Below are 23,620 nucleotides of genomic sequence, written 5' to 3'. Positions count from 1 at the left end.
GCCGCTGCCGGTCGCGGTGCGGCCGCCGGTCGCGGTGCGGGCGCGGTCACGACGACACGGCGGCCGTACGCCGCGTCGTGGGCGTACCGACGCCGTCGACGATGTCGCGCAGCACGTCGTCCGTGGACATCTCGCGCACCCACAACTCCGGGCGCAGCGACACCCGGTGGGCCAGCGCGGGCACCGCCAGGTCCTTGACGTCCTCCGGCACGACGTAGTCGCGGCCGTCCAGCACGGCGCGGGCGCGGGCGAGCTGGACCAGGGCGAGTCCGCCGCGCGGCGAGGCGCCGATGCTGATCTGGGGGTGCCCGCGGGTCGCGCCGACGAGCGCGACGGCGTACTCCAGCAGGTCGTCGTCGATCTCCACCCGCTCCACGACGGCCCGCCAGGCCACCACGTCGTCCGGCCCGGCGAGCCTTTCCAGTACGGCCTCGGGCGCGGCCCGGTCGATCCGGGCGCGCAGCATCGCCAGCTCCTCCCCGGCGGTCAGATAGCCCATCCGCACCCGCAGCTGGAACCGGTCGAGCTGGGCCTCGGGCAGCGAGTAGGTGCCCTCGTACTCCACCGGGTTGGCCGTGGCGATCACCAGGAACGGGTCGGCGAGCGGCCGGGTCTCGCCGTCCACCGTCACCTGGGACTCGGCCATCGCCTCCAGCAGCGCGGCCTGGGTCTTCGGCGGCGTCCGGTTGATCTCGTCGGCGAGCAGCAGGTGCGTGAAGACCGGGCCCGGGTGGAACACCATCTCGCCGGTGCGCCGGTCGTACAGCGGTGTTCCGGTGACGTCGGAGGGCAGCAGGTCGGGCGTGAACTGGATGCGGCGGAAGTCCAGGCCGAGCGTGGTGGCGAAGGACCGCGCCAGGAGCGTCTTGCCGAGCCCCGGCAGGTCCTCGACGAGGACGTGGCCGCCGGCCAGCACCCCCAGCATCACGAGTTCGAGGGCGTCCGACTTGCCGACGACGGCACGGCCGATCTCGCGCAGTACGGCACCGGCCTGCTCGCCGACCTGCTCGGCGGTGCGGAGCGGGGGCGTGGAGGGAGTCGTCACGTCGCTGGGTCCTTACCGGTACGGGGGCTGCGGGGGCTGGGGGTACGAGGGTCGCGGGTTCGGGGCGCGCCGAGTGCTTCGAGCCGGTCGACGAGGCGGCGCAGCACGTCGACGGGCACCTCGCCGTCGGGTCCGGTGCCCGGTGGCACGGGGCCGAGCCACGGCCACAGCTCGGGGCCGACCAACTCGGCGGCCCGCTCGGGCTGGTGCTCCAGGGACACGTGGTGGTGCTCGGCGAGCGCGGCGGCGTACAGGCGGCGCAGCTCGGTGCGGAGCACGGCCCGGAAGTAGAGGGCGCCGTCGGGACCGGTGGAGGTGGTCACGTTCCGTCGCCACTCGCCCATGCCGGGCAGCCGGGTCCGCAGCAGCCGCACCTCGTCCCGGTACGCGGGGTCCAGGGCGCCGGCCCCGGCGACGTACCGGGCGGTGAGCAGGGCCACGGCGACGAGCAGCGCCACCAGGGCACCGGCCGCCTCGGTGCCGTCGAGGAGCAGGACGAGCAGGACGCCCGAACCGGCGACCGCGCCGCCGAGCAGCCCGAGCCGGCCCGGCGTCAGCATGTCCTCTCCGGAGCCTGTCCTCGTGGGACGGTTCATCGCCCGGCCTCCGCGGTCCGGTCGCGCGGGACGTCCGGGTTCCCGTCCCGGTCGCCTTCGCGGTCGCCCTCGCGGGCGCCGAGCAAGGACGCGATCTCCTCGAGGGCGTCCGCCGCGGCCGCCCGGTGCGAGGCGTCCATCGGGTGCGAGGAGTAGCGGGCCTCGCGGAAGAGCGCGGTGAGGCGCGGCGCCGCCGAGCCCGGCGCGAACCCGGCGCCGGCGGCGCGGGAGAGCAGGTCGGCGGGGCTGTCGGAGGCGTGCCGCGGCACACCGGACGCGGCGAGGGCGTCCTCCATCGCGGCGTAGCAGGCGATGACGGCCGCCCGGGCATCGGCACCGGTGCCCGCCAGGGCGCGGCGGCCCGAGTGCACGGCGGACAGCAGCAGCCGCGCGTCGTCGTCCTGCGTGGCGGTGCCCGCCAGGCCGGGGCGCTGCGGCACCCTCAGGCCGAACCGGCGCAGGCGCCGCACCACGGCCACCACGACGAGCACGACGGCGACCGCGGCCAGCAGCACGAGCACGAGGTGCAGCGGCAGGGAGGAATGGTCCGTCGAACCGTGCCGCTGCCCGGGCGGCCGGCCGGCGAGGGTCGGCGTGGGCATCGGGTCAGGGGCGAGCGGCGGGGGAGGGCCCGACGTGCTGTCGCCGGTGGAGAAGCGGTGCAGGACCAGGGCCAGGACGCCGACGACACCCGTCGTGGCGAGCAGCAGGGGCGCGGCCGCTTCCCGCAGCCGCTCCTCGCGCGGAGGCAGCGAGAGCCGGTCGGCGCCGAAACGGTGGCGAAGATTCTGGACGACCGTCCAGGCACCGACGGTCCAGGCGACGGACACCCCGATCGTCACGAAGCCCCAGTGGCCGAGCGGACCCCTGCCGGAGTGCAGCAGCCCTTCGGCGGGCCGCAGCGCGAGCGCGGCGACGGCCAGCGCACCGACCACCGCGGCGGCGAGCACCACCCCCGGCGCCGCCCGGTGTCCCGTCCGCTCCCCGTGTGCCACGCCGCCCCCAGCCGAACCCGTCGCCCCCGAACGCCTGTTCACGGCAATCTTGGCACACGCCGCCCGGTCAGCCGCCGGACCCGCTCCGCGCGATCGACGCGATCGTCTCCGGACCCACCCGGCAGCAGCCGCCGACCAGCCGGGCCCCGCGCTCCCGCCAGTCCCGCACCCGCTCCGCCGCGAACGACGAACGCCCGCGCCAGCTCCGGGATCCCGCATCCCACGTCTCGCCGCTGTTGGGATAGGCGACGACCGGTTTGCCGGTGACGCGGGCGGCGGTCTCCACCGCACCCGACACGTCCTCGGGGGCACAGCAGTTGACGCCCACCGCGACCACCTCCGCCGCGTCGGCGGCCAGCGCGAACGCCTCCTCCAGCGGCTGACCGGCACGCGTGCGGCCGCCCGCGACGGTGTACGACAGCCAGGCGGGCACGCCCAGTCCGCGCACCGCCCGCAGCAGGGCCGCCGCCTCGTCGGTGTCCGGGACCGTCTCCAGCGCGAGGACGTCGGGCCGGGCGGCCGCCAGGACCTCCAGGCGGGGCCGGTGGAACCGCTCCAGCTCGCCCGCGCCGAGGCCGTACCGTCCCCGGTACTCCGAGCCGTCCGCGAGCATCGCCCCGTACGGGCCGGCCGACGCCGCCACCCACAGACGGCGCCCCGGGCGGCCCGCCCGGGTCCGGCGGGCGGCCTCCCGCGCCGACTCGACGCCGAGGGCGAGCAGTTCGGCGGCCCGCTCCCGTCCGACGCCGCGCCGGGCGAAGCCCTCGAAGGTGGCCTGGTAGGTGGCGGTGATCGCGACGTCCGCGCCCGCCTCGAAGTAGGCGAGGTGGGCCCGCGTGAGCGCCTCGGGGTCCTCGGCGAGCAGCCGGGCCGACCAGAGCGCGTCGCCCAGGTCGTGCCCGGCGGCCTCCAGCTGGTTGGACAGCCCGCCGTCGAGCACGAGCGGACCGGAGGCGAGGGCGTCGGCGAAGTCGCTGGTCATGCCTCCGAGGCTACGACCGCGCCCCCGCGCTCGGGGGCCTTGTCCCCCGAGCGAGCTACGGACAGGTGTCCACCGTGAGGTGACGATCTCCGGCCGCCGGATCCGTAGCGTCCGGTGCAGCAGCCGGGGCGTCGAAGTCCCGGTCCCGACCGAGGAGTTCCCGTGAGATTTGTCTGGCAGTTCCTGGCCGTGCTGGCGGCCTACGCCGTCGGCGGTGCGGCCATGCAGGCGGTGAAGGACAACGACTGGCTCACCCTGGTCGTCGGACTCACGGCGGCCGCGCTGGTGATCTTCGTGTACGCCTGGGTGGTGCGGCGGACCGAGCGCCGCCAGGCCCTGGACGTGGCCCCGGAGGGCGCCGGCGCCAAGTTCGGCTGGGGCACGCTGATCGGCGCCGGGATGTTCTCGGCCGTCATCGTGAACCTCTTCACCTCCGGGCACTACGAGGTCGACGGACTGGGCTCGGTGCAGGGCGCGATCGGGCTGGTCGGCTTCATGGCCGGTGCCGCCGCGACGGAGGAGGTCGTCTACCGCGGGGTGCTGTTCCGGATCATCGAGGAGCACATCGGCACCTACCTCGCGCTGGGCCTGACCGGCCTGGTGTTCGGGCTCTCGCACCTGCTCAACGAGGACGCCACCCTGTGGGGCGCCGTCGCCATCGCCATCGAGGCCGGCTTCATGCTCGCCGCCGCCTACGCCGCCACCCGCAACCTGTGGCTGACGATCGGCGTGCACTTCGGCTGGAACTTCGCCGCGGGCGGCGTCTTCAGCACCGTCGTCTCCGGCAACGGCACCAGCGAGGGCCTGCTGGACGCCACGATGTCGGGTCCGAAGCTGCTCACCGGCGGCGACTTCGGCCCGGAGGGCAGCGTGTACTCGGTGGGCTTCGGGGTGCTGCTGACGCTGGTGTTCCTGTGGCTGGCGCACCGGCGCGGGAACATCGTGCCGTTCGGTGCCCGACGCCGTGCCGCGGGCGCCGACTCCGCCGCTACACTTCCCCGGTGATCGATCGCCGACGGGTCCTGGAGCGGTGGCGCCGGCTCGACGTCACGGTCCGGGACCTACCGCTCGGAGTGCTGCTCCTCGTCGCCTCGCTCCTGCCGGAGCTCCGCGGTCAGGGCACGGAGATCGGCGGCCTGCCGACCCGTCCCGCCGACGCGCTGGCCGGGGTGGCGGCCGTCCTCCAGTCCATCCCCCTGGCCGTGCGCCGGCGGTGGACACTCCTCTGCCTCGCGCTGGTCTCACTCGGCTTCGCCCTGGACCAACTGCGCGCCTACCACCTCTTCGCGGGCGCCGCGCTCCCCATCGTGCTGATCAACGCGGGCTCCTACCAGGAGAAGTACCGGCGCGCCACGCAGGTCGCCGGCACCCTGGCGTACGTGGCCATGGCCGTCGGGCTGAACGCGCGCGGCGGCGACGAAACACTGGTCGAGTACGTGACGTTCTACCTGATCCTCGCCCTGGCGTGGGGCATCGGGGCGTGGATGCGCTCGGCGCGCGCCGCGGAGGCCGAACGCCGCACCCGGGTCGCCGAGGACGCCCGCAACGCCGAACGCACCCGCATCGCCCGCGAGTTGCACGACGTCGTGACCCACCACGTGACGGCGATGGTCGTGCAGTCGGAGGCGGCCCGCTATCTGACCGCCGCGCCCGAGCGGCTGGACGAGACGCTGGCCGCCGTCAGCGACACCGGCCGCCGCGCCATCACCGACCTGCGGCACCTGCTCGACCTCCTCAACCCCGACCACGGCACCGCCGAGCCCAGGACGCCCCCCGTCGGCCGGGTGCTCACGCTGGTCGAGCAGACGCGCCGGGCCGGGCAGCCGGTGGAGTTCACCGAGGAGGGCACCCCGGCCGCGGCGACCGGCAGCTCCGACCTCGTGGCGTACCGCGTCGTGCAGGAGGCCCTGACCAACGCGCTCAAGTACGACCACGGCGGCAGGACCTCGGTCCTGGTGCGCCACGGAGAACGGGAGATCACGGTGGAAGTCGGCACGGACGGCTCCGGCACGGGCGCCGCGTCCCCCGGCGGCAGCGGGCGGGGGCTGGCCGGCCTGCGGGAGCGGGTCGACGTGCTGGGCGGCGAGTTCAGCGCGGACCGTGCGCGGGACGGCGGCTTCGTCGTTCGGGCCCGGATACCCGGGGGCAGCGGGGGGAGCACGTCATGAGCGCACCGGTCCGGGTCGTGATCTGCGACGACCAGGCACTGATCCGCACCGGTCTGTCGACCATCGTCGACGCCCAGCCCGACCTGGAGGTGGTCGGCGAGTGCGGGGACGGGCAGGCCGGGGTCGACCTGGCCCGCGCACTGCGCCCGGACGTCGTGGTGATGGACATCCGCATGCCGGTGCTCGACGGCCTGGAGGCCACCCGCCTGCTCGCCGGCGCCGGGGTGGAGCACCCCGTCAAGGTGCTCGTGGTGACGACGTTCAACCTCGACGAGTACGTCTACGAGGCGCTGCGCGCGGGCGCCAGCGGCTTCCTGCTCAAGGACGCGCCGCCGGACCGGCTGCTGCACGGCATCCGCACCGTGGCCATGGGCGCGGCCCTGCTCGACCCCGACGTGACGCGCCGCCTCGTCGGCCGGTACGCGGCCCGGATCCGCCCCGCCGAGGGCACCGCGCGGGACATCCCGCTGACTCCCCGGGAGATGGAGGTCCTGCGCCTCATCGCGGACGGCCTGTCCAACAGCGAGATCGCCGCGGCCCTGGTGATCAGCCCCGAGACCGTCAAGACCTTCGTCTCCCGCATCCTCACCAAACTCGACCTGCGCGACCGCGTCCAGGCGGTCGTCTTCGCCTACCGGCACGGGCTGGTGACCTGACCCGCCCGCCGGCCGACCCGGCCGCTCAGCTCCGCAGCCGGCCGCGCATCTGCGAAAGACGCCGGTCGAAGCGGAGGTTGTACCAGGTCAGCCAGCCCAGGAACACGACGGCCAGGCCGAGCATCAGGCTCCCGGCGCGGACCGAACCCGAGGCGAACCACAGGGCCGACGTGCCGAAGAAGATGAGGGCCAGCATCGGGAACGCCCACCAGCGGTTGCGCCGCAGCCGCTGCTGGCGCGAGTCGACCAGCGCCGCCATCTCCCGCCGCCGCTCGGGGTCCCGGGGAGCCGGTCCGCCCTTGAGGATCTGCCGCTCCATGCCGGGCACGTCCGCCGGTTCCGCACCGACCGCTCCCGCGTCGCGCACCCGCCGGCGGCGCACCCACCACACGATCCAGGCGGCGGCCGGCACCGCGCCCACCACGGCCGACGGCCACGCCGACGCGCCGTTCATGAGCAGGCGTATCCCGACGCCCACGACCAGCGCGGTCGCACCGATGGCCCAGAGACCGTCCTGCCACCGCGGCCGCGGCCGCTCGTCGCTTGTGTCTGTGCCCGCCATGTCACCTCTCCTGGGGAAGATGTGGATGTCCGGTGCAGGCCGGATACCCCCGATCCCCCGGAACACTTCGGCCGTGGCCGAAGCAACGGGCCCCTAGCGTTCGGGACATGAGCGACACGCACACCGTCACCACGCCCGCCGACACCGTCACGGCGCCTGCCGACACCGTCTCCGCGCCCGCCGACACTGTCACGGCGCCCGCCGGCGCCGTCACCGGCATGGTCGACCACGTCCTGGCCCTGGCAGCCACCTGGACCCGCTGGGACGGGAGGCCCGCCCACGTCGACGGCCGCGTCTACACCCCGCACAAGGCGGTCCGGCGGGTCGCCGACCACCTGGTGGACCACCTCGCGGAGCTGGAGGCCCGGCTGGCGGGCGAGGAGACGCAGCCCGACCACTGGCACGCCTCCCTGGTCACCACCGACGCGGATCGCGCGCCCTTCACCGCCGAGGACCTCGACGAGGCCCGCAGCCGCCTCACCCGGCTCGCCCGTATCTGGGCCAACCGCCTCGACGCGCTCACCGACGAGCAGCTCGACCACTCGCCCGGCGAGGGCTGGAGCTTCCGCCGACTCGCCGCGCACCTCGCGGAGTCCGTCTACTACGCCGACGCGGTGGGCGACCTGTCGTGACGGTGACCGCCTTCGCCGCCCTGCACCGCGCCGGTGAGCCCCTGCTGCTGCCCTGCGCCTGGGACCACGCCTCCGCGCTCGCCCTCGCGGGGCAGGGCTTTTGCGCCGTCGGCACGACCAGTCTCGGCGTCGCGGCGGCGGCCGGACTGCCCGACGGGGCGTCGGCGACCCGCGACGAGACCCTGCGGCTGGCCCTCACCCTCGGCTCGGCCCCCTTCCTGCTCTCCGTCGACGCGGAGGACGGCTTCAGCGACGACCCGGACGAGGTGGCGGAGTTCGCCCGCGAGCTGGCGGCGGTCGGCGCCGTCGGGATCAACCTGGAGGACGCCCTCGGGCCCGCGGTCCTGCACGCCGAGAAGATCGCCGCGGTCCGCGCGGCCGCCCCCGGCCTGTTCGTCAACGCCCGTACGGACACGTACTGGTCGGGCGACGGCGACCTGGCGGAGACGGTGCGGCGCCTGGAGGCCTACCGCGAGGCCGGTGCCGGCGGCGTCTTCGTCCCCGGGCTCACCGACCCCGCCCGCATCGCCTCCCTCGTCGCCCACTTCGACGTGCCCCTCAACGTCCTGTACTCGCCCGCCGGACCCACCCTGGCCCACCTGGCCGACCTCGGCGTGCGCCGCGTCAGCCTCGGCTCGCTGCTCTACCGGCGGGCACTGGGAGCCGCCCTGGAGACGGTCGCCGGCATCCGGGCGGGCCGGGCCCCGGACGGTCCGGCACCCACGTACGACGAGGTGCGCGCGCTGGTCCGGCTCTAAGGAGCCGGGGCGCCCAACGAAGCAGGGCTGTCCTCCGTCTGCTCGCCGGGCGGCCGGTCACCTGCCCGATCCCGGGCGAGCAGCCAGTACAGGGCGGCGGGCACCACGAGTCCCACGATCCATGAGACGTCCGCGCCGCCGAGCGGTCCGACGAGCGGGCCGGTGTAGAAGGCGGTGGCCAGGAACGGCAGTTGGGCGAGGAGCCCGACCGCGTACACCACGAGCGCGTCCCAGCGCCAGGCGCCGTAGCGGCCGTCCGGGTCGAAGAGGGCGGGGAGGTCGTAGCGTTCGCGGGAGATCAGGTAGTAGTCGACCAGGTTGATCGCGGACCACGGCGTGAAGAACGTCAGCAGGAACAGCAGGAAGTCCTTGAACGAGGTCAGGAAGCTGTCCTTGCCCGCGAGCGCGACGACCGTGCCCGCGACCATGATGAGGCCGATGTAGACGGCCCGGCCGCGCCGCGACAGCTCCCGCTGCCCGCGGAACCCGCTGATCCCCGTCACCATCGACATGAAACCGCCGTACGTGTTGAGGACGTTGACGGTGAGCTTGCCGAGGGCGATCACGAAGTAGAAGAACGAGGCCGCGAGTCCCGCTCCGCCGAGCGAGACCACGTACCCGACCTGGTTGTCGACGAACTTCTCGCCGGCGCTCGCCGCGACGAGCACACCGAACGCCATGGACCACTGCGAGCCGAGCGCGGAGCCCGCGAGCGTCCACCAGAACGTGGCCTTGCCGCTGGTCGTACGCGGCAGGTAGCGCGAGTAGTCGGCGACGTACGGCCCGAAGGCGAGCTGCCAGGAGGCCGACAGCGACACCGCGAGCAGGAACATCGGCAGCGAGAAGTGCGCGTCCGAGAACAGCGCCCCGACGTCGACCCGGTCGAACAGTCGGATGCCCAGGTAGACGAAGGCGAGCGCGCACACCACGCTCGCCACCCGCCCGAGCACGTGGATGACCCGGTAGCCGACGGTCGCCACGACCCCCGTGACGAGCGCGAAGACGATGATGCCCGTCGTGTCTCCGGTGTGCGTGAGCCGCGCCGTGGCCTGGCCGGCGAGCACGGTGCCGCTGGCGAAGAACCCCACGTACATCAGGATCACGAGGAGCAGCGGGACGACCGCGCCCTTCACTCCGAACTGGGCCCTGGACTGGATCATCTGCGGCAGCCCGAGCTTCGGGCCCTGCGCCGAGTGCAGCGCCATGACGGCTCCGCCGAGCACGTTGCCGAGGACGAGCCCGAGCAGCGACCAGACCACGTCGCCGCCGAAGACGACGGCGAGGGCACCGGTGACGACGGCCGTGATGTGCAGGTTCGCGCCGAGCCAGAGCGTGAACTGGTTGAAGGCGGTGCCGTGCCGTTCGCTGTCCGGGACGACGTCGATGGAGTGCTTCTCGACTACCGCTGCCATGGTCAAGGCCCTCCTACTTCTTGATCATCCGAAGGCCGGTCGTCCTGCCGCGGCCCGGCGGCACGAAGACGATCACGCCTCTGCATATAGTCATGCAGAATCCCGGTGCATGAATAACTTGTCAATGCCCCGGCGCACGTCACCGGCCCTTGCCCCGAGCCCGCTCGATCTCGGCGGCCGGAAACGGTGTCCGCTTGCTCTCGGTGAGCAGACGACGGGCGAATTCGCCGAAGACCACGGCAGTGCGGGAATGCCGGTCGATGATCGCGGCGATCTCGCGCGGGACGCCATCGGGCCGGTGGCCTGCGGTCCACTCGCGCAGGAACGCCTCGTGTTCCATAGCGCCGCGCAGGCCGTCGGGCAGGTGGTGGCGGAGCAGATGACTCACCGTGTGGCAGCGGTCATACCCGAGGTGGTCGGAGAGGAACTCCGCCTCGGTCGCCGACAGTTCGAAGCGGGAGCTCAGGGCGAGTCCGAAGTCGACGAAGTACAGCAGTCGGCCGTCGGTCAGGACATTGGCGAAGTGGGCGTCGAAGTGGACCAGTCCGTGCGAGCTCATGAAGGCGGTGCCGCGCGCCAGGGCTTGCTCCACCCACGGGTACGGCGAGTCCTCCCCGCCTTCCGGCGCGGCGGTCCGGTGGTCGTGCAGCCAGTCGGCGAGTGTCCGCGGGACGTGTTCCAGGAAGAGAACCAGGCTGGACGAAGACCGGCCGATGGCCTCCAGCCGTCCCCGTACGGCCGGTGATCCTTCCCAGTGCGCGACCGCCCCGTCGATGCCCCCGAACTCGTCGGCGACCCCCTCGGGAGGGGAGTCGGGAAGGACGCGCCAGTGGTACATCAGCGGAAAGCCCTCGTAATCATTGCCGAGGACCCAGTTGGTGGTCATGACGTGCACGGCCAACTCGCGCCAGGCCCCGAACCCCGCTGAGCCCACCCCGTACTGGTAGAACACCGGCAGTCCGAAGAGGTTCGCCGTCGACCGCGCGTTCTCCGGCCGCAACTCGGTGTCCGTCAGCGGGACCCGCTTCACGAACACCCGCGTGCCGTCGATGTCCAGCTCCGCCGACCTGCCGCCGATGCCGGACCCGAGCGGGTCGGCCGCAGTCACCACCTCGGCGAGCCGGCGGTCACTGAACAGGGACAGGCGCGTGGCTGCGGTCCCGTAGGCGGCGAGCCGCGCGGCGTACCGCGGGTCCGGGTGGTGCGTGGACGACTTCCGGTGTCCGGAACCAGGACTTCGGCGATCTCGCGACACGTTGCCGAGTCTATCCACCGGGACCTGCGGGCCCCGGGGCTCAGGCGCGCGGCCAGTTCTCCAGTGCCACGTGCAGGGCGTCGACCACCTTGTCCCAGGACGCCTGTACGTCGCGCGGGGCGCCGAAGCCGCCGGTGGCCTCCAGGGCGCAGTACCCGTGGAAGGTGGAGCGCAGCAGGCGCACCGCGTCGATGAGGTCGGGCTCGGTCAGGCCGTAGGCGCGCAGCATGCCGTGGGTGATCTCGGCGGTGCGGCGCAGGGCGGGGGAGTCGGCGACGAGGGACTGGTCGATGCGCATCTGGGTGGCGGCGTAACGTCCCGGGTGGCGCAGGGCGTACGCCCGGTAGGCCCCCGCGAAGGCGGCCAGCGCCTCCTTCCCGGCCCGGCCCGCCACCGCGTCGGCGATCTCCTCGATCAGCTCGCCGCCGGCCAGCAGCGCGACCCGCACGCGCAGGTCCTGGAGACCGCGCACGTGCGTGTACAGGCTCGCGTCCTTCACCCCGAAGTGCCGGGCGAGCGCGGAGACGGTGACCGCCTCGAAGCCGGACGCGTCGGCGAGGTCGGCGGCCGCGGCGACGACGCGGTCCGTGGTAAGACCCACTCGGGGCATGGGCCACCTTCCTGCAACCTAGGATTCCTAGGTTTCATGCTAGGTCAGGACGGGCGGCAGGCGCGGAACACCCGCAGGTCGTTCAACGTTCACCTTCCGCGCCGATTCTCCTCGAAGCCGCGCACGGCGGCGGTCTTCGGGAGGAACAGGCATGGGGCACGGACACGGACACACCCACGGTCACCACCACCACGGGCACGCGCACGACCACGCGCACGACACCGCGCCGGCCCTGCCCGCCGCCTTCGACACCAGCGTCCCCGACGAGGCCCTCAGCCCCGAACAGCAGTCGCGCCGCGGCCTGCTGCGCCGCGCCGGTCTGCTCGGCGCCGGACTGGCCGCCGGCACCGTCCTCGCCCAGACCGCCACCGCCGCCCCCGCACGGGCCGCGAGCAACGGCCGCCGCGGCAAGGGCTTCCTCTGGCTGGCCGGCGACCACCACATCCACACCCAGTACAGCAGCGACGGCAAGTACCGCGTCGTCGACCAGGTCCGCCAGGGCGCCCGGCACGGCATGGACTGGCTGGTCATCACCGACCACGGCAGCGCCACCCACGCCAAGATCGGTGTGGAGAAGGTCAACCCCGATATCCGCGAGGCCCGCGACGCCCACGAGGACACCCTCGTCTTCCAGGGCCTGGAGTGGAACATCCCGGCCGCCGAGCACGGCACCGTCTTCGTCCACCCCGGCAAGCACGAGGTCTCCGTCCTCAAGCAGTTCGAGACCGACTACGACGGCAGCGTCAAGGGCGCGGGCGACTCCACCCCCGCCAACGAGGCCCTCGCCATCGCCGGACTCTCCTTCCTCGCCGACCAGGTCAAGCGGCGCAAGGTCAAGGACGCCCTGATGCTCGCCAACCACCCGGCGCGCAAGGGCATCGACTCCCCGCACGAGATCCGCGCCTGGCGCGACGCCACCTCCCGCGGCCACCAGATCGCCGTCGGCTTCGAGGGCGCCCCCGGCCACCAGGCGGGCGGCCTGCCGAAGCCCCTGGGCCCGGGCGGCGCCCGCGGCATCTACGACGGCAGCCCCAGCGCCAACTCCTTCGCCGGCTACCCCCTGGAGAGCTACCGCACCTGGGGCGGCTTCGACTGGATGACCGCCACCGTCGGCGGCCTGTGGGACAGCCTCATCGCCGAGGGCCGCCCCTGGTGGATCACCGCCAACTCCGACTCCCACCAGGTCTACGCCGACACCGGCGCCCGCGGCGGCGGCGACTTCAACGCCAACGGCCGCTACGACGACCCGGTCTACGCCGGGCAGATCGACATCACCCAGAACGACTTCTGGCCCGGCCAGTACAGCCGCACCCATGTCGGCTCCGACGGCTTCTCCTACGCCGCCGTCATGGACGGCATCCGCGCCGGACGCGTCTGGGTCGACCACGGGCAGCTCGTCAGCGGCCTCGACGTCCGGGTCTCCGGCGGCGGCCGCTGGGCCACGCTCGGCGGCGCCCTGCACGTCCGCAAGGGCACCCGGGTCACCCTGTCCGTCGACGTCGCCCTGGCCGGCGGCCCCAACTGGGCGGGCTTCGTCCCGAAGCTGGCCCGCGTGGACGTCATCCAGGGCGACGTGACCGGCCCGGCCGCCGACAAGGACACCTTCACCGCGCCGTCCGCCCGGGTCGTCAAGTCGTACGAGGTCAACAAGGACACCGGCACCGTCCGCCTCACCTACGACCTCGGCCGCGTCGACCGCCCCGTCTACCTCCGCACCCGCGGCACCGACGGCAACCGGTCCGCCGTCGGCGCGCTGGGCGCCAAGGTCGACCCGGCGGGCCCCGCCATCGACGTCGTCGGCGACGCCGACCCGTGGCGCGACCTGTGGTTCTACTCCAACCCGGTCTGGGTTCTGCCCTCGTGACACCGCCCGCCGCGCCGTACGTCCTCGGCGTCGACACCGACACGACGACCCTGCGCGAGGCCGACCACCTGCTCCAGGCGCTGGCGGCCGAACTCGCCCTCCCCGAGGGCGTCTTCGGCTGCACGCACCTGGTGCGGGACGGCCGCCCGCGCGTCGCCCTGTCCCTCGCCGCCGGGGCGGAGCCGGTCCTGCGCACCGCCCGGGACCGGCTCACCGCCCGCGGGTACGAGGTCCGCGACGGCGCCTGGGACGAGAACGGCCGCGCCGTCCTCTTCCCCGGCGCGGCAGCCCTCACCGGCACCCTGACGCTCGCCGAGCTGCTCGCCCGCTCCGCGATCGACCGGGTGACCGTCCTCGGCACCCCGGACCGGCCCGCCCCGGACACCCGGCTGGTCACCCGGGACCACGTCCGCCCGCACTGGCAGGACGGGCGCCTGGTCCTGGCCGCCATGCCCGCGGTCGGCGGCACCCTGGTCCCCTTCGAGGACCCCGACCCCACCCCCTGCTGCGCCGACCACTGACGGGACCGAAACCCCGCTGCGCGGACCCGTGACCGCTCCGTAGGGTGGTCGCGGACTGGCGGCGGGGGACGGGGAGGCGACCGGCATGGCACGGCGACGAGGGACGGCGGCGGGCCGGTGACCCCCGAGGCACGGGACACGGGGCGGGTGGCCGAGCGGTCCGCCGGGGAGAGCCGCCCGTTGTGGCGGCAGCGGGACTTCGGCGTCTTCTGGGCCGCGCAGACCCTCTCCGTCCTCGGCGACTCCTTCGCGCTGATCGCCCTGCCGCTGCTGGTGCTGGAGGCGACCGGGTCGATCGCGCGGATGGGGCTGCTGACCGCCGTCGGCGGCGCGGCGGCCGTCCTCGCCGCCGTGTTCGCCGGAACCGTGGTCGACCGGGTGGACCGCCGCAGGCTGCTCATCGGCTGCGACCTGGTGCGGATGGTCCTGTACGGGCTGATCCCGCTGGTGTGGCTGCTCGGCCCGCGGGTCTGGCTCCTCTACGCCGTCCTGCCCCTGTGCGAGGCCGTCGGCATGTTCTTCGCCGTCGGCTACGTCACCGTAGTGCGCTCCCTGGTCGGCACCGGACAGCTCACCGAGGCCAACGGGCGGCTCAACGCCACCGCCGCCGCGGCCGGTGTCCTCGGGCCGCTGTGCGCCGGGGTGGTGGCCGCCTGGTCCGGCCCGGCCCCCGCCGTCGGTGTGGACGCGGCCAGCTTCGGCGTCTCGGCCGCCCTGGTCGCCCTGGTCCGCTTCCGGCCCCGCCCCGCCGACGACCGGGAGCCGGGCGAACGCCCGGGACTCCGGCAGGACCTGCGCACCGGCGTCGCCTTCCTGCGCCGGCACCCGGTGCTGCGCGCCCTCACCGTCCTGCTGTGCTGCTTCAGCTTCCTCACCCTCGGTCTGAACGACCTGGTGATCTACCACCTCAAGCACGACCTCGGCCACGACGACGGCACGGTCGGCACGGTCATGGCGGTCGGCGCCCTCGGCACCGTCACGGGTGCGCTGCTGGTGGCCCGGGCGCGCCGGCTGCTCGGCTTCGGACGGACCTGGACCGGCGCGGTGGCCGTGTGCGGGCTGGCGTTCGCGGGCCTCGGATGGGCCCGTGACGTGCCCGCCGTCGCCCTGCTCAGCGCCGCCTTCCTGGCCTGTGTCGGCATGGCGGGCACCTGCTCGATGTCCCTGCGGCAGGAGGTGACCCCGGAACACCTGCTCGGCCGGGTCACCTCCGCCTACTGGACCCTCCAGTACTCGGCCGCCCCCATCGGCGCGGCCGTGCTCACCTGGGCGGCGGAGGAGCGCGGCACCACACCGGTTGCCCTGGTGGCCGGAGCCTGCTGCGTCCTGATCGCGGTGGCCGCGCTGTTCACCCCGGTCCGCGGGGCCGGGCGGGCCTGACTCCGCCGGGGCGGACTCAGCCGGCCAGCACCCCGCGCACGAACGCGTTGGTGAACTTCCCCGCCGGGTCCAGCGCCGTGACCAGGGCCCGGAAGTCGCCCAGCCGCGGATACAGCGCGCGCAGTTGGTCCGCCGGGGTCGTGAACACCTTCCCCCAGTGCGGGCGGGCCGCGAACGGGGCGAGCGCCTCCTCCAGCCGCCGCACCACGGGCAGCACCGCCGCCGTGTCCTCGACCCAGGTGAAGTGCGCCGCCACCGTGTCCCGGCCGTACGCCGGGCTCAGCCACTGCGCGTCGGCGGCGACCGTGCGGATCTCGCAGGTCTGGAGCACTGGCGCGAGCGTCTCCCGTATCGCGTCCGTCGCGTGCAGGGCGGCCACCGCGTGCTCCCGGGGCATCAGGTACTCCGACTGCAACTCGGCGCCGCTGCTGGGCGTGAACTCGGCCCGGAAGTGCGGCAGCCGCTCGTGCCAGGGACCCGGCACCCCGAACTGCTCCGTGCAGTTGACCGCGGGCATGCCCGGCACCGGGTGCATCTTCTCGGCGGCCGGCGCCGCGTACGGGAAGGCGTCCAGCGGCTGGTCGGCGCGCCGCTTGAGCCACACCTGCCGGAAACCGGGCGCCCGCCAGTCGGTGAACAGGCTCACGCTGTACGCCGCCGCCATCACCGCCTCGAACGCCGCCGTGTCCAGTCCGGCCAGCGGCAGCTCGGTGAAGACGTGCTGCTCCACCTCGTAGGCCGGCTCCAGGTCGAGTGTGAGCGAGGTCACCACGCCGAGCGCGCCCAGCGAGGTCACCGCCCCGCCGAACCGCTCGTCGCCCCGCGCGATCACCACGGTCGAACCGTCCGCGGTGACCAGCTCCACCTCGCGCACCACCGACGCCAGCGAACCGTTGCCCACCCCGGAGCCGTGCGTGCCGGTCGCCACCGACCCGGCGACCGAGATGTGCGGCAGCGAGGCCATGTTCGGCAGCGCCAGGCCCCGCGCGTGGACCAGCCGGGCCAGCTCCGCGTACCGCACCCCGCCGCCGACCCGCGCCGTACGGGCCGCCGTGTCCACGTCCACCTCGGACGGCAGATCCGCCAGCGACAGCAGGACGCCCCCGTCGCCCGGCTCGGCGATCTCGTTGAAGGAGTGCCCGCTGCCCAGCACCCGCACCCGGGCGCTGTCCGCCACCAGGGCCCGCAGGGCGTCCACGGAGCGCGGTCGCAGCAGCTCCTTGGCCGTGTACGTGATGTTGCCGGCCCAGTTGGTCACCGTGATGTCGCTCATAGCGCGGAAACCTACCCGGCGCGTCTGGAGGGCCCCCGCGCGGGAAGCCTCTCCCGCGGGGGCATACCGTGAGAAGTCGAACGCCGGACCCGGGAGGAGACACGGGATGGACAGCCGTACCGCGCTGGTCGAGGATCTGATGGAGCGGTTCCCGCACGTACCGCGCGAGGCCGTCTTCAAGGAGGACCTGCTGCGCGGCGGTGTCGCCTTCGACCCCTCGGCGCTGAGCGACAACGAGTCGGGCGAGGTCAAGCCGAAGTCGTACTTCATCTTCTCCTTCGACCACGGCACCCTGCCCGAACTGGGCGAGGCCGCGCTGCGCCGCCCGCCCGAGGAGATCATCCTCACCGGCGGCCCCTACGACCTGCGCCGCACCGTCGTCTCGGTCCGCGTGAACCCGGCCTCGCCCTACCGGGTGGCCGCGGACGACGAGGGCGTCCTCGGCCTCTACCTGGACGGCAGGCGGATCGCCGACGTCGGCGTGCCGCCCATGCCCGAGTACTACCGGCACAAGCTCTCCAACGGGAAGTCGGTCATGGAGGTGGCCCCCACCATCCAGTGGGGCTACCTGATCTACCTGACGGCGTTCCGCGTCTGCCAGTACTTCGGCGCCAAGGAGGAGTGCCAGTACTGCGACATCAACCACAACTGGCGCCAGCACAAGGCGGCCGGGCGGCCGTACACGGGCGTCAAGGACGTGGACGAGGTCCTCGAGGCCCTGGAGATCATCGACAAGTACGACACGGCCAAGATCTCCACCGCGTACACGCTCACCGGCGGCGCGATCACCTCCAAGGTCCAGGGCCTGGACGAGGCCGACTTCTACGGCCGGTACGCCAAGGCCATCGAGGAGCACTTCCCCGGCCGCTGGATCGGCAAGGTCGTCGCCCAGGCCCTGCCCAAGGCGGACGTCCAGCGCTTCAAGGACTACGGCGTGCAGATCTACCACCCCAACTTCGAGGTGTGGGACGAGTACCTGTTCAAGATGTACTGCCCCGGCAAGGAGCGCTACGTCGGCCGCGACGAGTGGCACAAGCGCATCCTGGACTCCACCGAGGTCTTCGGCGCCCGCAACGTCATCCCCAACTTCGTCGCGGGCGTGGAGATGGCCGAGCCCTTCGGCTTCAAGACCGTCGACGAGGCCATCGACTCCACCACCGAGGGCCTGCGCTTCTTCATGTCGCACGGCATCACGCCCCGCTTCACCACCTGGTGCCCCGAGCCCACCACCCCGCTGGGCAAGACCAACCCCGACGGCGCCCCGCTGGAGTACCACATCCGCCTGCTCCAGGCCTACCGCCAGACCATGGAGGACTTCGGCCTCTCCTCGCCCCCCGGCTACGGCCCGCCCGGCGCCGGCAACGCGGTCTTCTCGGTCAGCTCCTTCATGGACAGCCTGCCGGCGGACGCGCCCGTGGAGGTGTGAGCGAACGGGGTTCCGGGGTTATTCGGTGGCGCGGCCCTCGGGTGCGCGGCTAAGGTGACCGATGTCCGAGCGGCGGCCCCAGCGGCCGCCGACAGGGGTCTTTTCCGAGGAGGTGTCGACCAATGGCTGTCACTGTGACGGGCGCTGCCCGCATCCAGGAGTCCATCGAGTCCACCTCCGCGGCCACCGGCTGATCTCAGCCGCTCCCTGAGTTCTCGCGCCGGGGCCGCACCCCGAAGGGTCACCCCTTGACTTCCACGTCTTCCAACTCCAGCTACTCCGCCCTGTCCTCCTTCGGCTGGGACGACTTCTGGGCCGACGCGTTCGCGCGGTACGCCGCCGAAGGGCTGCTGCCCGGCCGGGTCGTCCGGGTCGACCGCGGGCAGTGCGACGTCGTCACCGCGGACGGCGTGCTGCGCGCCGACACCGCGTTCGTCACGCCGCACGACCCGCTGCGCGTCGTCTGCACCGGCGACTGGGTCGCCGTCGAACCGGACGGCAACCCGCGCTACGTACGGACGTATCTGCCCCGCCGTACCGCCTTCGTGCGCTCCACCTCCTCCAAGCGGTCCGAGGGGCAGATCCTCGCGGCCAACGTCGACCACGCGATCGTCGCCGTGTCGCTCGCGGTCGAGCTGGACCTCGCCCGGATCGAACGATTCCTCGCCCTCGCCTGGGAGTCCGGGGCGCAGCCCGTGGTCGTCCTCACCAAGGCCGACCTCGTGCCCGACCCGGTGACCCTGGCGTACCTCGTCCAGGACGTGGAGACCGCCGCGCCCGGTGTGCCGGTGCTGTCCGTCAGCGCCGAGCGGGGCGAGGGGCTCGACGTGCTCGCCGCCGTCGTCTCCGGCGGCACGGCCGTGCTGCTCGGCCAGTCCGGCGCCGGCAAGTCCACCCTCGCCAACGCGCTGCTCGGCGAGGACGCCATGGACGTCCAGGCCACCCGCGACGTCGACGGCAAGGGCCGGCACACCACCACCACCCGCAACCTCCTCGCCCTGCCCGGCGGGGGCGTGCTGATCGACACCCCCGGGCTGCGGGGCGTCGGGCTCTTCGACGCGGGCAGCGGGGTGGACCAGGTGTTCGCCGAGATCGCGGAGATGGCCGAGGAGTGCCGGTTCCACGACTGCGCCCACGACAGCGAGCCGGGCTGCGCCGTCCTGGCCGCCATCGACAGCGGCGCGCTGCCCGAGCGGCGGCTGGAGAGCTACCGCAAGCTGATGCGAGAGAACCAGCGCATCGTCGCCAAGACCGACGCCCGGGCACGGGCCGAGATCCGGAAGGAGTTCAAGCGCCGGGGCGCCATCGGCAAGGCGGCCATGGAGGCCAAGCGGGGCGGCCTGCGGTAGCCCGGCGGCCACACCGACGCCATGTCCGATTTCCGCCAGCCCGGTCCTCCGGTCTGGCGGAGACTGGACGGCGTGACACCACAGACAGTGCAGACAGTGCGGACAACGGAGTACGCGGACGCGCACGAGGACGTCCGGTACGAGGCCGTGCGGAGCCGGGACGCCCGGTTCGACGGCGCGTTCTTCTTCGCCGTCGAGACCACCGGCATCTACTGCCGGCCCAGCTGCCCCGCGGTCACCCCGAAGCGGCGCAACGTGCGGTTCTTCGCGACGGCCGCCGCCGCGCAGGGCTCGGGCTTCCGGGCCTGCCGGCGGTGCCGTCCCGACGCCGTGCCGGGCTCCGCGGACTGGAACGTCCGCGCCGACGTCGTCGGCCGGGCCATGCGGCTGATCGGCGACGGCGTCGTCGACCGCGAGGGCGTCGCCGGACTCGCCGTCCGGCTCGGCTACAGCGCCCGCCAGGTGCAGCGGCAGCTCACCGCCGAGGTGGGCGCCGGACCCGTGGCCCTCGCCCGCGCCCAGCGGGCGCACACCGCGCGCGTCCTGCTTCAGACCACCGGCCTGCCGGTCACCGAGATCGCCTTCGCGTCCGGGTTCGCCAGCGTGCGGCAGTTCAACGACACGATCCGCGCCGTGTACGCGGCCACCCCGAGCGAGCTGCGCGCCGCCGCCCCCGCCCGCGACCGGGCCGCCCGGCGCACGGCCACGCCCTCGGCCGGTGTGCCGCTGCGGCTCGCCCACCGGGGGCCCTACCAGTCCGGCCCCGTCTTCGACCTGCTCCAGCGGGAGGCCGTCGCCGGCGTCGAGGAGGTGAGCGGCGACCTGGGCCGCCGCGTCTACCGGCGGACCCTGCGCCTGCCGTACGGCACCGGCATCGTCGCCGTCCAGGAGGCAGCGGGGCGGCCGGGGCGGCAGGGCGGGCCCGGCGCCGGCGGCGGGGGCTGGCTGGAGGCCCGCCTCCACCTCACCGACCTCCGCGACCTGACCACCTCCGTGCAGCGGCTGCGGCGGCTGTTCGACCTCGACGCCGATCCGTACGCCGTCGACGAGCGGCTCGGCGCCGACCCCCGGCTCGCCCCGCTGGTCGCGGCCCGCCCCGGACTGCGCTCACCGGGCACCGCCGACCCCGACGAACTGGCCGTACGGGCCCTGGTGGGGCGCGCGGAGGCCGAGCGGCTCGTTCAGCGGTACGGCAAGGTGCTCGACGCGCCCTGCGGCACCCTCACCCACCTCTTCCCCGAACCGGCGGTCCTCGCCGAAGCCGCGCCGCACGGCACCGCGGGCGCGCTCGCCGCCGCCCTCGCCGACGGCGCCGTACGCCTGGACCCGGGCGCCGACCGGGACGACGCCGAGCGCGCCCTGCTCGCCGTGCCCGGCCTGGACGCCCGTACCGTCGCCGTCGTGCGCACCCGCGCCCTCGGTGACCCGGACGCCGCCCCGCCCGGCGCGGCCGTCCCCGACACCTGGCGCCCCTGGCGCTCGTACGCACTGAACCACCTGCGCGCAGCAGGAGAGTGGGAGAACGACCGATGACGACCACGACGCACTGGTACGAGATGGACAGCTCCGTCGGGCGGCTGCTCCTCACCGCCGCCTCCGACGGCGCCCTCACCTCCCTCTCCGTGCCCGGACAGAAGGGCGGCCGGAGCGTCCAGGAAGGCTGGCTCCACGACCCCGGGCCCTTCCGGGCGGCCGAGGAGCAGCTCGGCGCCTACTTCGCCGGGGAGCTGACGGAGTTCCGGCTGCCGCTGCGTGCCGAGGGCACCGCCTTCCGGGAGCGGGTGTGGGCCGCCCTGGACGACGTGCCCTACGGGGCGACGACGACGTACGGCGAGATCGCCGCACGTATCGGGGCCTCGCGACCCGCGGTCCGCGCCGTCGGGGGTGCGATCGGCGCGAATCCGCTGCTGATCCTGCGCCCCTGCCACCGGGTGATCGGTGCCGACGGCTCCCTGACCGGGTACGCGGGCGGACTGGAACGCAAGACGCGGCTGCTGTCGCTGGAGGGCGCACCGGTCAGCCGGCCAGTACGGCGCCCAGCCACGCTCCGGTGATCAGCAGGCAGGCGAACAGCTCGGTCAGCAGGTCGGCGCCGCCCTGGCGCATCGCCGTCCGCAGCGACGCCATCGCCTCGCCGTGCCGCCCGAGCCGCAGCCGCTCGGCGAGGTAGATGCCGCCCATGAACCCCGGGATCGCGCCGAGCACCGGGACGAGGACGAAGCCGAGGACGGCGCCCGCGCCCGCGTAGGCCGTCAGCCGGCGCATCGCCTCGTCGCGGCGTCTCCTGCGGGTCGGCAGCGCCCAGCGCACCGCCCGGGACAGCAGCAGCACGACGGTGGAGCCGACCAGGACCGCCCACGCGAGCGGCCGCGGATCCTTCAGCGCCCACCACAGGACCCCGGCCCACACCAGCCACGCCCCGGGCACGCCGGGCAGCAGGACGCCGCACAGCCCGAGCAGAATGACCAGGCCGGCCAGCAGGAGGTCCCACGCTCCCATCTGTCCAGGGTGCAGGAGTCCGGCCGGGTCCGCAGAACTCGCGTGCGGCCGGAGCCCGGGAAGGGACTCGGATCAGAGTTTTCTGCCCACCCAGTCCCGTTCGTACGCGTGCCAGCCCAGCTGGAGCCGGGTGGTGACCCCGGTCAGCTCCATCAGGCGCTTCACCCGTCGCTGCACGGTCCGCAGGCCCAGGTCGAGCTGCTTGGCCACGCTCGCGTCGGTCAGTCCGGCGAGCAGCAGGGAGAGGATCTCCAGGTCGGTGTCGTCGGGAGCGTCCGGTCCGTGCTCGGTCACGCCGGACCCGCCCAGACGCAGCGGCAGGGCGTCCCGCCACACGGCCTCGAACAGCCCCGACAGCAGTTCCAGCAGGCCGCTGGAGTGCACCACCAGGGCGGCGGGCTCCGAGGAGTGCGCGGTGAGCGGCACCAGGGCGAGGGAGCGGTCGGCGACGACCAGCTTGGTCGGCACCCGGTCCACGACCCGGACCTGCTCGTCGCGGCCCAGCGCGGTGGTCAGCTCGGTGATGCCGGTCGGCAGGTCCAGGACCGACCGCTCGACCACCACGCGGTAGCGGACCCCGCGCCCGGTGGCCTGTTCCTCCGCGTCGTTCTCCATACCGGTCACGGCGACCGGCCTGTCGGTGACCAGGGCGCACACCTCCTCGCTCGCGCCGAGCTGGAGCTGGAGGAAGCGCTGGGCGACGGCCGCGGCGCCGGTCACCACCTCCACCAGGTCGTGCACCGCGGGCTCGGCCGCCGCCGCCCGGTACTCCTCCGCCAGCAGCGCCGCGGCCAGCTCCGCCCGCTCCAGCTCGTGCCGCTGCTGGGTGAGCAGGGCGCCCAGCGCGACGCCCGGCGGGGCCGCCACCCAGCGTCCCGGGCGGGCCGAGGACTGGGCGGCCAGCCCGGTCTGCTCCAGGCGGCGCAGCGCGCGCTCGGTGTCCCGCTCGCCGAGCGCCAGCCGCCGCGCCAGATCGGGCACGTCGGCCGCGCCCACCGACACCAGCGCCCGGTACGCCGCCTCGTGCGTGTCCTCCAGCCCCAGCACTCCCAGCATCAGGCGTCGCCCCTCCCCGAGAACGATGATCGTCACCAGCCGTGCGGGACGGCCGTGGCGGAAAACGGCCACGGCGCAAACCCGCCTCGGGACATCATCGCCGTACCGCCGGTCACTCTGCCAAGGTGGCGTCGCCGGGCGGTCCTCCCGTGGGGGGTGGGGCCGCTCGGCCACCCCACCTCGCAGGACGGTGCGACGTCGGAGGACTGTTCGACGCGTCCCCCGACACGCCGCCCGGCGCACGCCGGTCCGCCCGAATTTTCCGATGCCCCGTTTTCATCCGGCGCCGTCGGTGGACAATCAGGAGCATGAGTCAGCAGGGGGGAAGGCCCACCGGTCCCACCGGTCCCACCGGTCCTGAGGACGACTGGTGGGGGCAGCTGTACGACGACTCCACCGACGACACCGGCCCCACGGCCGCACCCGATTCCCTGGACGACCGCTTCGCCTCGGCGTCGGGAACGGTGGCCCGCGAAGCGGACCCCGGCGCCGGCCGCGCGACGAACCCACCCGGGTCGGACCCCACCGCGCCCGAACCGGGCCGGCCCTGGTGGTCCCGGCCGCAGTCCTCCACCGTCCCC

At 73.9% G+C, this 23,620-nt stretch carries 23 protein-coding genes; 12 read left to right on the top strand and 11 right to left on the bottom strand.

The window, feature by feature from the left end; genetic code table 11:
- Positions 1 to 46 precede the first annotated feature (46 nt).
- The 4 genes from B9W62_RS08230 to mmuM all read right to left on the bottom strand — a co-directional run bounded on the left by B9W62_RS08230 (position 47) and on the right by mmuM (position 3,618).
- Positions 47 to 1,045, bottom strand: a complete 999-nt coding sequence (locus B9W62_RS08230) for an AAA family ATPase (protein WP_087806544.1) — start codon at positions 1,043 to 1,045, stop codon at positions 47 to 49.
- Positions 1,042 to 1,605 (bottom strand): hypothetical protein, encoded by a 564-nt coding sequence (locus tag B9W62_RS08225; protein ID WP_256976235.1) that lies wholly within the window; start codon positions 1,603 to 1,605, stop codon positions 1,042 to 1,044. The genes B9W62_RS08230 and B9W62_RS08225 overlap by 4 nt, the downstream gene beginning before the upstream one ends.
- A gap of 32 nt (positions 1,606 to 1,637) precedes the next feature.
- On the bottom strand, positions 1,638 to 2,636 hold the full coding sequence (locus tag B9W62_RS08220) for a DUF4129 domain-containing protein (protein ID WP_087806542.1): 999 nt from the start codon (positions 2,634 to 2,636) through the stop codon (positions 1,638 to 1,640).
- A 67-nt stretch (positions 2,637 to 2,703) separates the two neighbouring features.
- On the bottom strand, positions 2,704 to 3,618 hold the full coding sequence (mmuM, locus tag B9W62_RS08215; RefSeq protein ID WP_087806541.1) for a homocysteine S-methyltransferase: 915 nt from the start codon (positions 3,616 to 3,618) through the stop codon (positions 2,704 to 2,706).
- Between the two features lie 162 nt (positions 3,619 to 3,780).
- Here mmuM and B9W62_RS08210 point away from each other — a divergent pair, with 162 nt between their 5' ends.
- Genes B9W62_RS08210 through B9W62_RS08200 form a run of 3 tightly spaced genes read left to right on the top strand, consistent with a single transcriptional unit; the run spans position 3,781 to position 6,442 of the window.
- Positions 3,781 to 4,623, top strand: coding sequence for a CPBP family intramembrane glutamic endopeptidase (locus B9W62_RS08210; protein WP_087806540.1), 843 nt, complete (start codon positions 3,781 to 3,783; stop codon positions 4,621 to 4,623).
- A complete protein-coding gene (locus tag B9W62_RS08205) occupies positions 4,620 to 5,786 on the top strand; it encodes a sensor histidine kinase (RefSeq protein ID WP_087806539.1) in 1,167 nt (388 codons plus the stop codon). The genes B9W62_RS08210 and B9W62_RS08205 overlap by 4 nt, the downstream gene beginning before the upstream one ends.
- Positions 5,783 to 6,442 (top strand): response regulator, encoded by a 660-nt coding sequence (locus B9W62_RS08200; protein ID WP_087806538.1) that lies wholly within the window; start codon positions 5,783 to 5,785, stop codon positions 6,440 to 6,442. Before B9W62_RS08205 ends, B9W62_RS08200 begins: the two co-directional genes overlap by 4 nt.
- 25 nt (positions 6,443 to 6,467) lie before the next feature.
- Here B9W62_RS08200 and B9W62_RS08195 read toward each other — a convergent pair whose 3' ends face one another.
- A complete protein-coding gene (locus B9W62_RS08195; protein ID WP_256976234.1) occupies positions 6,468 to 7,004 on the bottom strand; it encodes a hypothetical protein in 537 nt (178 codons plus the stop codon).
- A 107-nt stretch (positions 7,005 to 7,111) separates the two neighbouring features.
- Here B9W62_RS08195 and B9W62_RS08190 point away from each other — a divergent pair, with 107 nt between their 5' ends.
- Positions 7,112 to 7,636, top strand: a complete 525-nt coding sequence (locus tag B9W62_RS08190; RefSeq protein WP_373433674.1) for a hypothetical protein — start codon at positions 7,112 to 7,114, stop codon at positions 7,634 to 7,636.
- Complete coding sequence (locus B9W62_RS08185) at positions 7,633 to 8,394, top strand: isocitrate lyase/PEP mutase family protein (protein WP_087806536.1); 762 nt, start codon at positions 7,633 to 7,635, stop codon at positions 8,392 to 8,394. The genes B9W62_RS08190 and B9W62_RS08185 overlap by 4 nt, the downstream gene beginning before the upstream one ends.
- Here B9W62_RS08185 and B9W62_RS08180 read toward each other — a convergent pair.
- The 3 genes from B9W62_RS08180 to B9W62_RS08170 form a co-directional block, all read right to left on the bottom strand.
- Positions 8,391 to 9,806 carry a purine-cytosine permease family protein gene (locus B9W62_RS08180; protein WP_087806535.1) on the bottom strand — a complete coding sequence of 472 codons (1,416 nt, stop codon included), beginning with the start codon at positions 9,804 to 9,806 and terminating at the stop codon, positions 8,391 to 8,393. The two genes, B9W62_RS08185 and B9W62_RS08180, sit on opposite strands and share 4 nt — an antisense overlap.
- 139 nt (positions 9,807 to 9,945) lie before the next feature.
- On the bottom strand, positions 9,946 to 11,061 hold the full coding sequence (locus tag B9W62_RS08175) for a BUD32 family EKC/KEOPS complex subunit (protein WP_087806534.1): 1,116 nt from the start codon (positions 11,059 to 11,061) through the stop codon (positions 9,946 to 9,948).
- A gap of 40 nt (positions 11,062 to 11,101) precedes the next feature.
- Positions 11,102 to 11,671, bottom strand: coding sequence for a TetR/AcrR family transcriptional regulator (locus tag B9W62_RS08170; RefSeq protein WP_087806533.1), 570 nt, complete (start codon positions 11,669 to 11,671; stop codon positions 11,102 to 11,104).
- 151 nt (positions 11,672 to 11,822) lie between these two features.
- Here B9W62_RS08170 and B9W62_RS08165 point away from each other — a divergent pair, with 151 nt between their 5' ends.
- From B9W62_RS08165 to B9W62_RS08155, 3 genes are all read left to right on the top strand, one after another.
- Positions 11,823 to 13,535 carry a PHP domain-containing protein gene (locus tag B9W62_RS08165; RefSeq protein WP_087806532.1) on the top strand — a complete coding sequence of 571 codons (1,713 nt, stop codon included), beginning with the start codon at positions 11,823 to 11,825 and terminating at the stop codon, positions 13,533 to 13,535.
- Positions 13,532 to 14,056: a hypothetical protein gene (locus B9W62_RS08160; RefSeq protein WP_087806531.1), complete on the top strand. Its 525-nt coding sequence runs from the start codon at positions 13,532 to 13,534 to the stop codon at positions 14,054 to 14,056. Before B9W62_RS08165 ends, B9W62_RS08160 begins: the two co-directional genes overlap by 4 nt.
- A gap of 117 nt (positions 14,057 to 14,173) precedes the next feature.
- Positions 14,174 to 15,436 carry an MFS transporter gene (locus B9W62_RS08155; RefSeq protein ID WP_087806530.1) on the top strand — a complete coding sequence of 421 codons (1,263 nt, stop codon included), beginning with the start codon at positions 14,174 to 14,176 and terminating at the stop codon, positions 15,434 to 15,436.
- Positions 15,437 to 15,452: 16 nt separating this feature from the next.
- On the opposite strand, the gene aldO is transcribed toward B9W62_RS08155, so the two are convergent.
- Entirely contained in the window at positions 15,453 to 16,709 is a 1,257-nt protein-coding gene (gene aldO, locus B9W62_RS08150) for an alditol oxidase (protein WP_087806529.1), read from the bottom strand.
- Between the two features lie 106 nt (positions 16,710 to 16,815).
- Between aldO and B9W62_RS08145 the strand changes: the two genes are divergently transcribed.
- From B9W62_RS08145 to B9W62_RS08130, 4 genes are all read left to right on the top strand, one after another.
- Positions 16,816 to 18,135: a radical SAM protein gene (locus tag B9W62_RS08145; RefSeq protein WP_087806528.1), complete on the top strand. Its 1,320-nt coding sequence runs from the start codon at positions 16,816 to 16,818 to the stop codon at positions 18,133 to 18,135.
- A 248-nt stretch (positions 18,136 to 18,383) separates the two neighbouring features.
- Positions 18,384 to 19,484, top strand: a complete 1,101-nt coding sequence (gene rsgA, locus B9W62_RS08140; protein WP_087806527.1) for a ribosome small subunit-dependent GTPase A — start codon at positions 18,384 to 18,386, stop codon at positions 19,482 to 19,484.
- 21 nt (positions 19,485 to 19,505) lie between these two features.
- A complete protein-coding gene (locus tag B9W62_RS08135; RefSeq protein ID WP_373433673.1) occupies positions 19,506 to 21,017 on the top strand; it encodes a DNA-3-methyladenine glycosylase 2 family protein in 1,512 nt (503 codons plus the stop codon).
- The gene (locus B9W62_RS08130) at positions 21,014 to 21,538 is read left to right on the top strand and encodes a methylated-DNA--[protein]-cysteine S-methyltransferase (protein ID WP_087806525.1); all 525 of its coding nucleotides are present in this window, start codon (positions 21,014 to 21,016) and stop codon (positions 21,536 to 21,538) included. The genes B9W62_RS08135 and B9W62_RS08130 overlap by 4 nt, the downstream gene beginning before the upstream one ends.
- On the opposite strand, the gene B9W62_RS08125 is transcribed toward B9W62_RS08130, so the two are convergent.
- Complete coding sequence (locus tag B9W62_RS08125; RefSeq protein ID WP_087806524.1) at positions 21,501 to 21,983, bottom strand: DUF456 domain-containing protein; 483 nt, start codon at positions 21,981 to 21,983, stop codon at positions 21,501 to 21,503. The genes B9W62_RS08130 and B9W62_RS08125 overlap by 38 nt on opposite strands.
- A gap of 72 nt (positions 21,984 to 22,055) precedes the next feature.
- Entirely contained in the window at positions 22,056 to 23,039 is a 984-nt protein-coding gene (locus B9W62_RS08120) for a helix-turn-helix domain-containing protein (RefSeq protein WP_087806523.1), read from the bottom strand.
- Between the last annotated feature and the right edge of the window lie 581 nt (positions 23,040 to 23,620).

Origin of the sequence: Streptomyces sp. CS113 (assembly GCF_002188365.1) — a bacterium.
Taxonomy (GTDB): domain Bacteria; phylum Actinomycetota; class Actinomycetes; order Streptomycetales; family Streptomycetaceae; genus Streptomyces; species Streptomyces tendae.
This window is presented reverse-complemented; position numbering and strand designations above follow the sequence as displayed.

Excerpts from the sequence above, each read along its gene's own strand:
- B9W62_RS08225 (WP_256976235.1), bottom strand. The coding sequence starts at position 1,605 with ATGCTGACGCCGGGCCGGCTCGGGCTGCTCGGCGGCGCGGTCGCCGGT.
- mmuM (WP_087806541.1), bottom strand. The coding sequence starts at position 3,618 with ATGACCAGCGACTTCGCCGACGCCCTCGCCTCCGGTCCGCTCGTGCTC.
- B9W62_RS08200 (WP_087806538.1), top strand. The coding sequence starts at position 5,783 with ATGAGCGCACCGGTCCGGGTCGTGATCTGCGACGACCAGGCACTGATC.
- B9W62_RS08195 (WP_256976234.1), bottom strand. The coding sequence starts at position 7,004 with ATGGCGGGCACAGACACAAGCGACGAGCGGCCGCGGCCGCGGTGGCAG.
- B9W62_RS08190 (WP_373433674.1), top strand. The coding sequence starts at position 7,112 with ATGAGCGACACGCACACCGTCACCACGCCCGCCGACACCGTCACGGCG.
- B9W62_RS08180 (WP_087806535.1), bottom strand. The coding sequence starts at position 9,806 with ATGGCAGCGGTAGTCGAGAAGCACTCCATCGACGTCGTCCCGGACAGC.
- B9W62_RS08170 (WP_087806533.1), bottom strand. The coding sequence starts at position 11,671 with ATGCCCCGAGTGGGTCTTACCACGGACCGCGTCGTCGCCGCGGCCGCC.
- B9W62_RS08165 (WP_087806532.1), top strand. The coding sequence starts at position 11,823 with ATGGGGCACGGACACGGACACACCCACGGTCACCACCACCACGGGCAC.
- aldO (WP_087806529.1), bottom strand. The coding sequence starts at position 16,709 with ATGAGCGACATCACGGTGACCAACTGGGCCGGCAACATCACGTACACG.
- B9W62_RS08145 (WP_087806528.1), top strand. The coding sequence starts at position 16,816 with ATGGACAGCCGTACCGCGCTGGTCGAGGATCTGATGGAGCGGTTCCCG.
- B9W62_RS08135 (WP_373433673.1), top strand. The coding sequence starts at position 19,506 with ATGTCCGATTTCCGCCAGCCCGGTCCTCCGGTCTGGCGGAGACTGGAC.
- B9W62_RS08130 (WP_087806525.1), top strand. The coding sequence starts at position 21,014 with ATGACGACCACGACGCACTGGTACGAGATGGACAGCTCCGTCGGGCGG.
- B9W62_RS08125 (WP_087806524.1), bottom strand. The coding sequence starts at position 21,983 with ATGGGAGCGTGGGACCTCCTGCTGGCCGGCCTGGTCATTCTGCTCGGG.
- B9W62_RS08120 (WP_087806523.1), bottom strand. The coding sequence starts at position 23,039 with ATGCTGGGAGTGCTGGGGCTGGAGGACACGCACGAGGCGGCGTACCGG.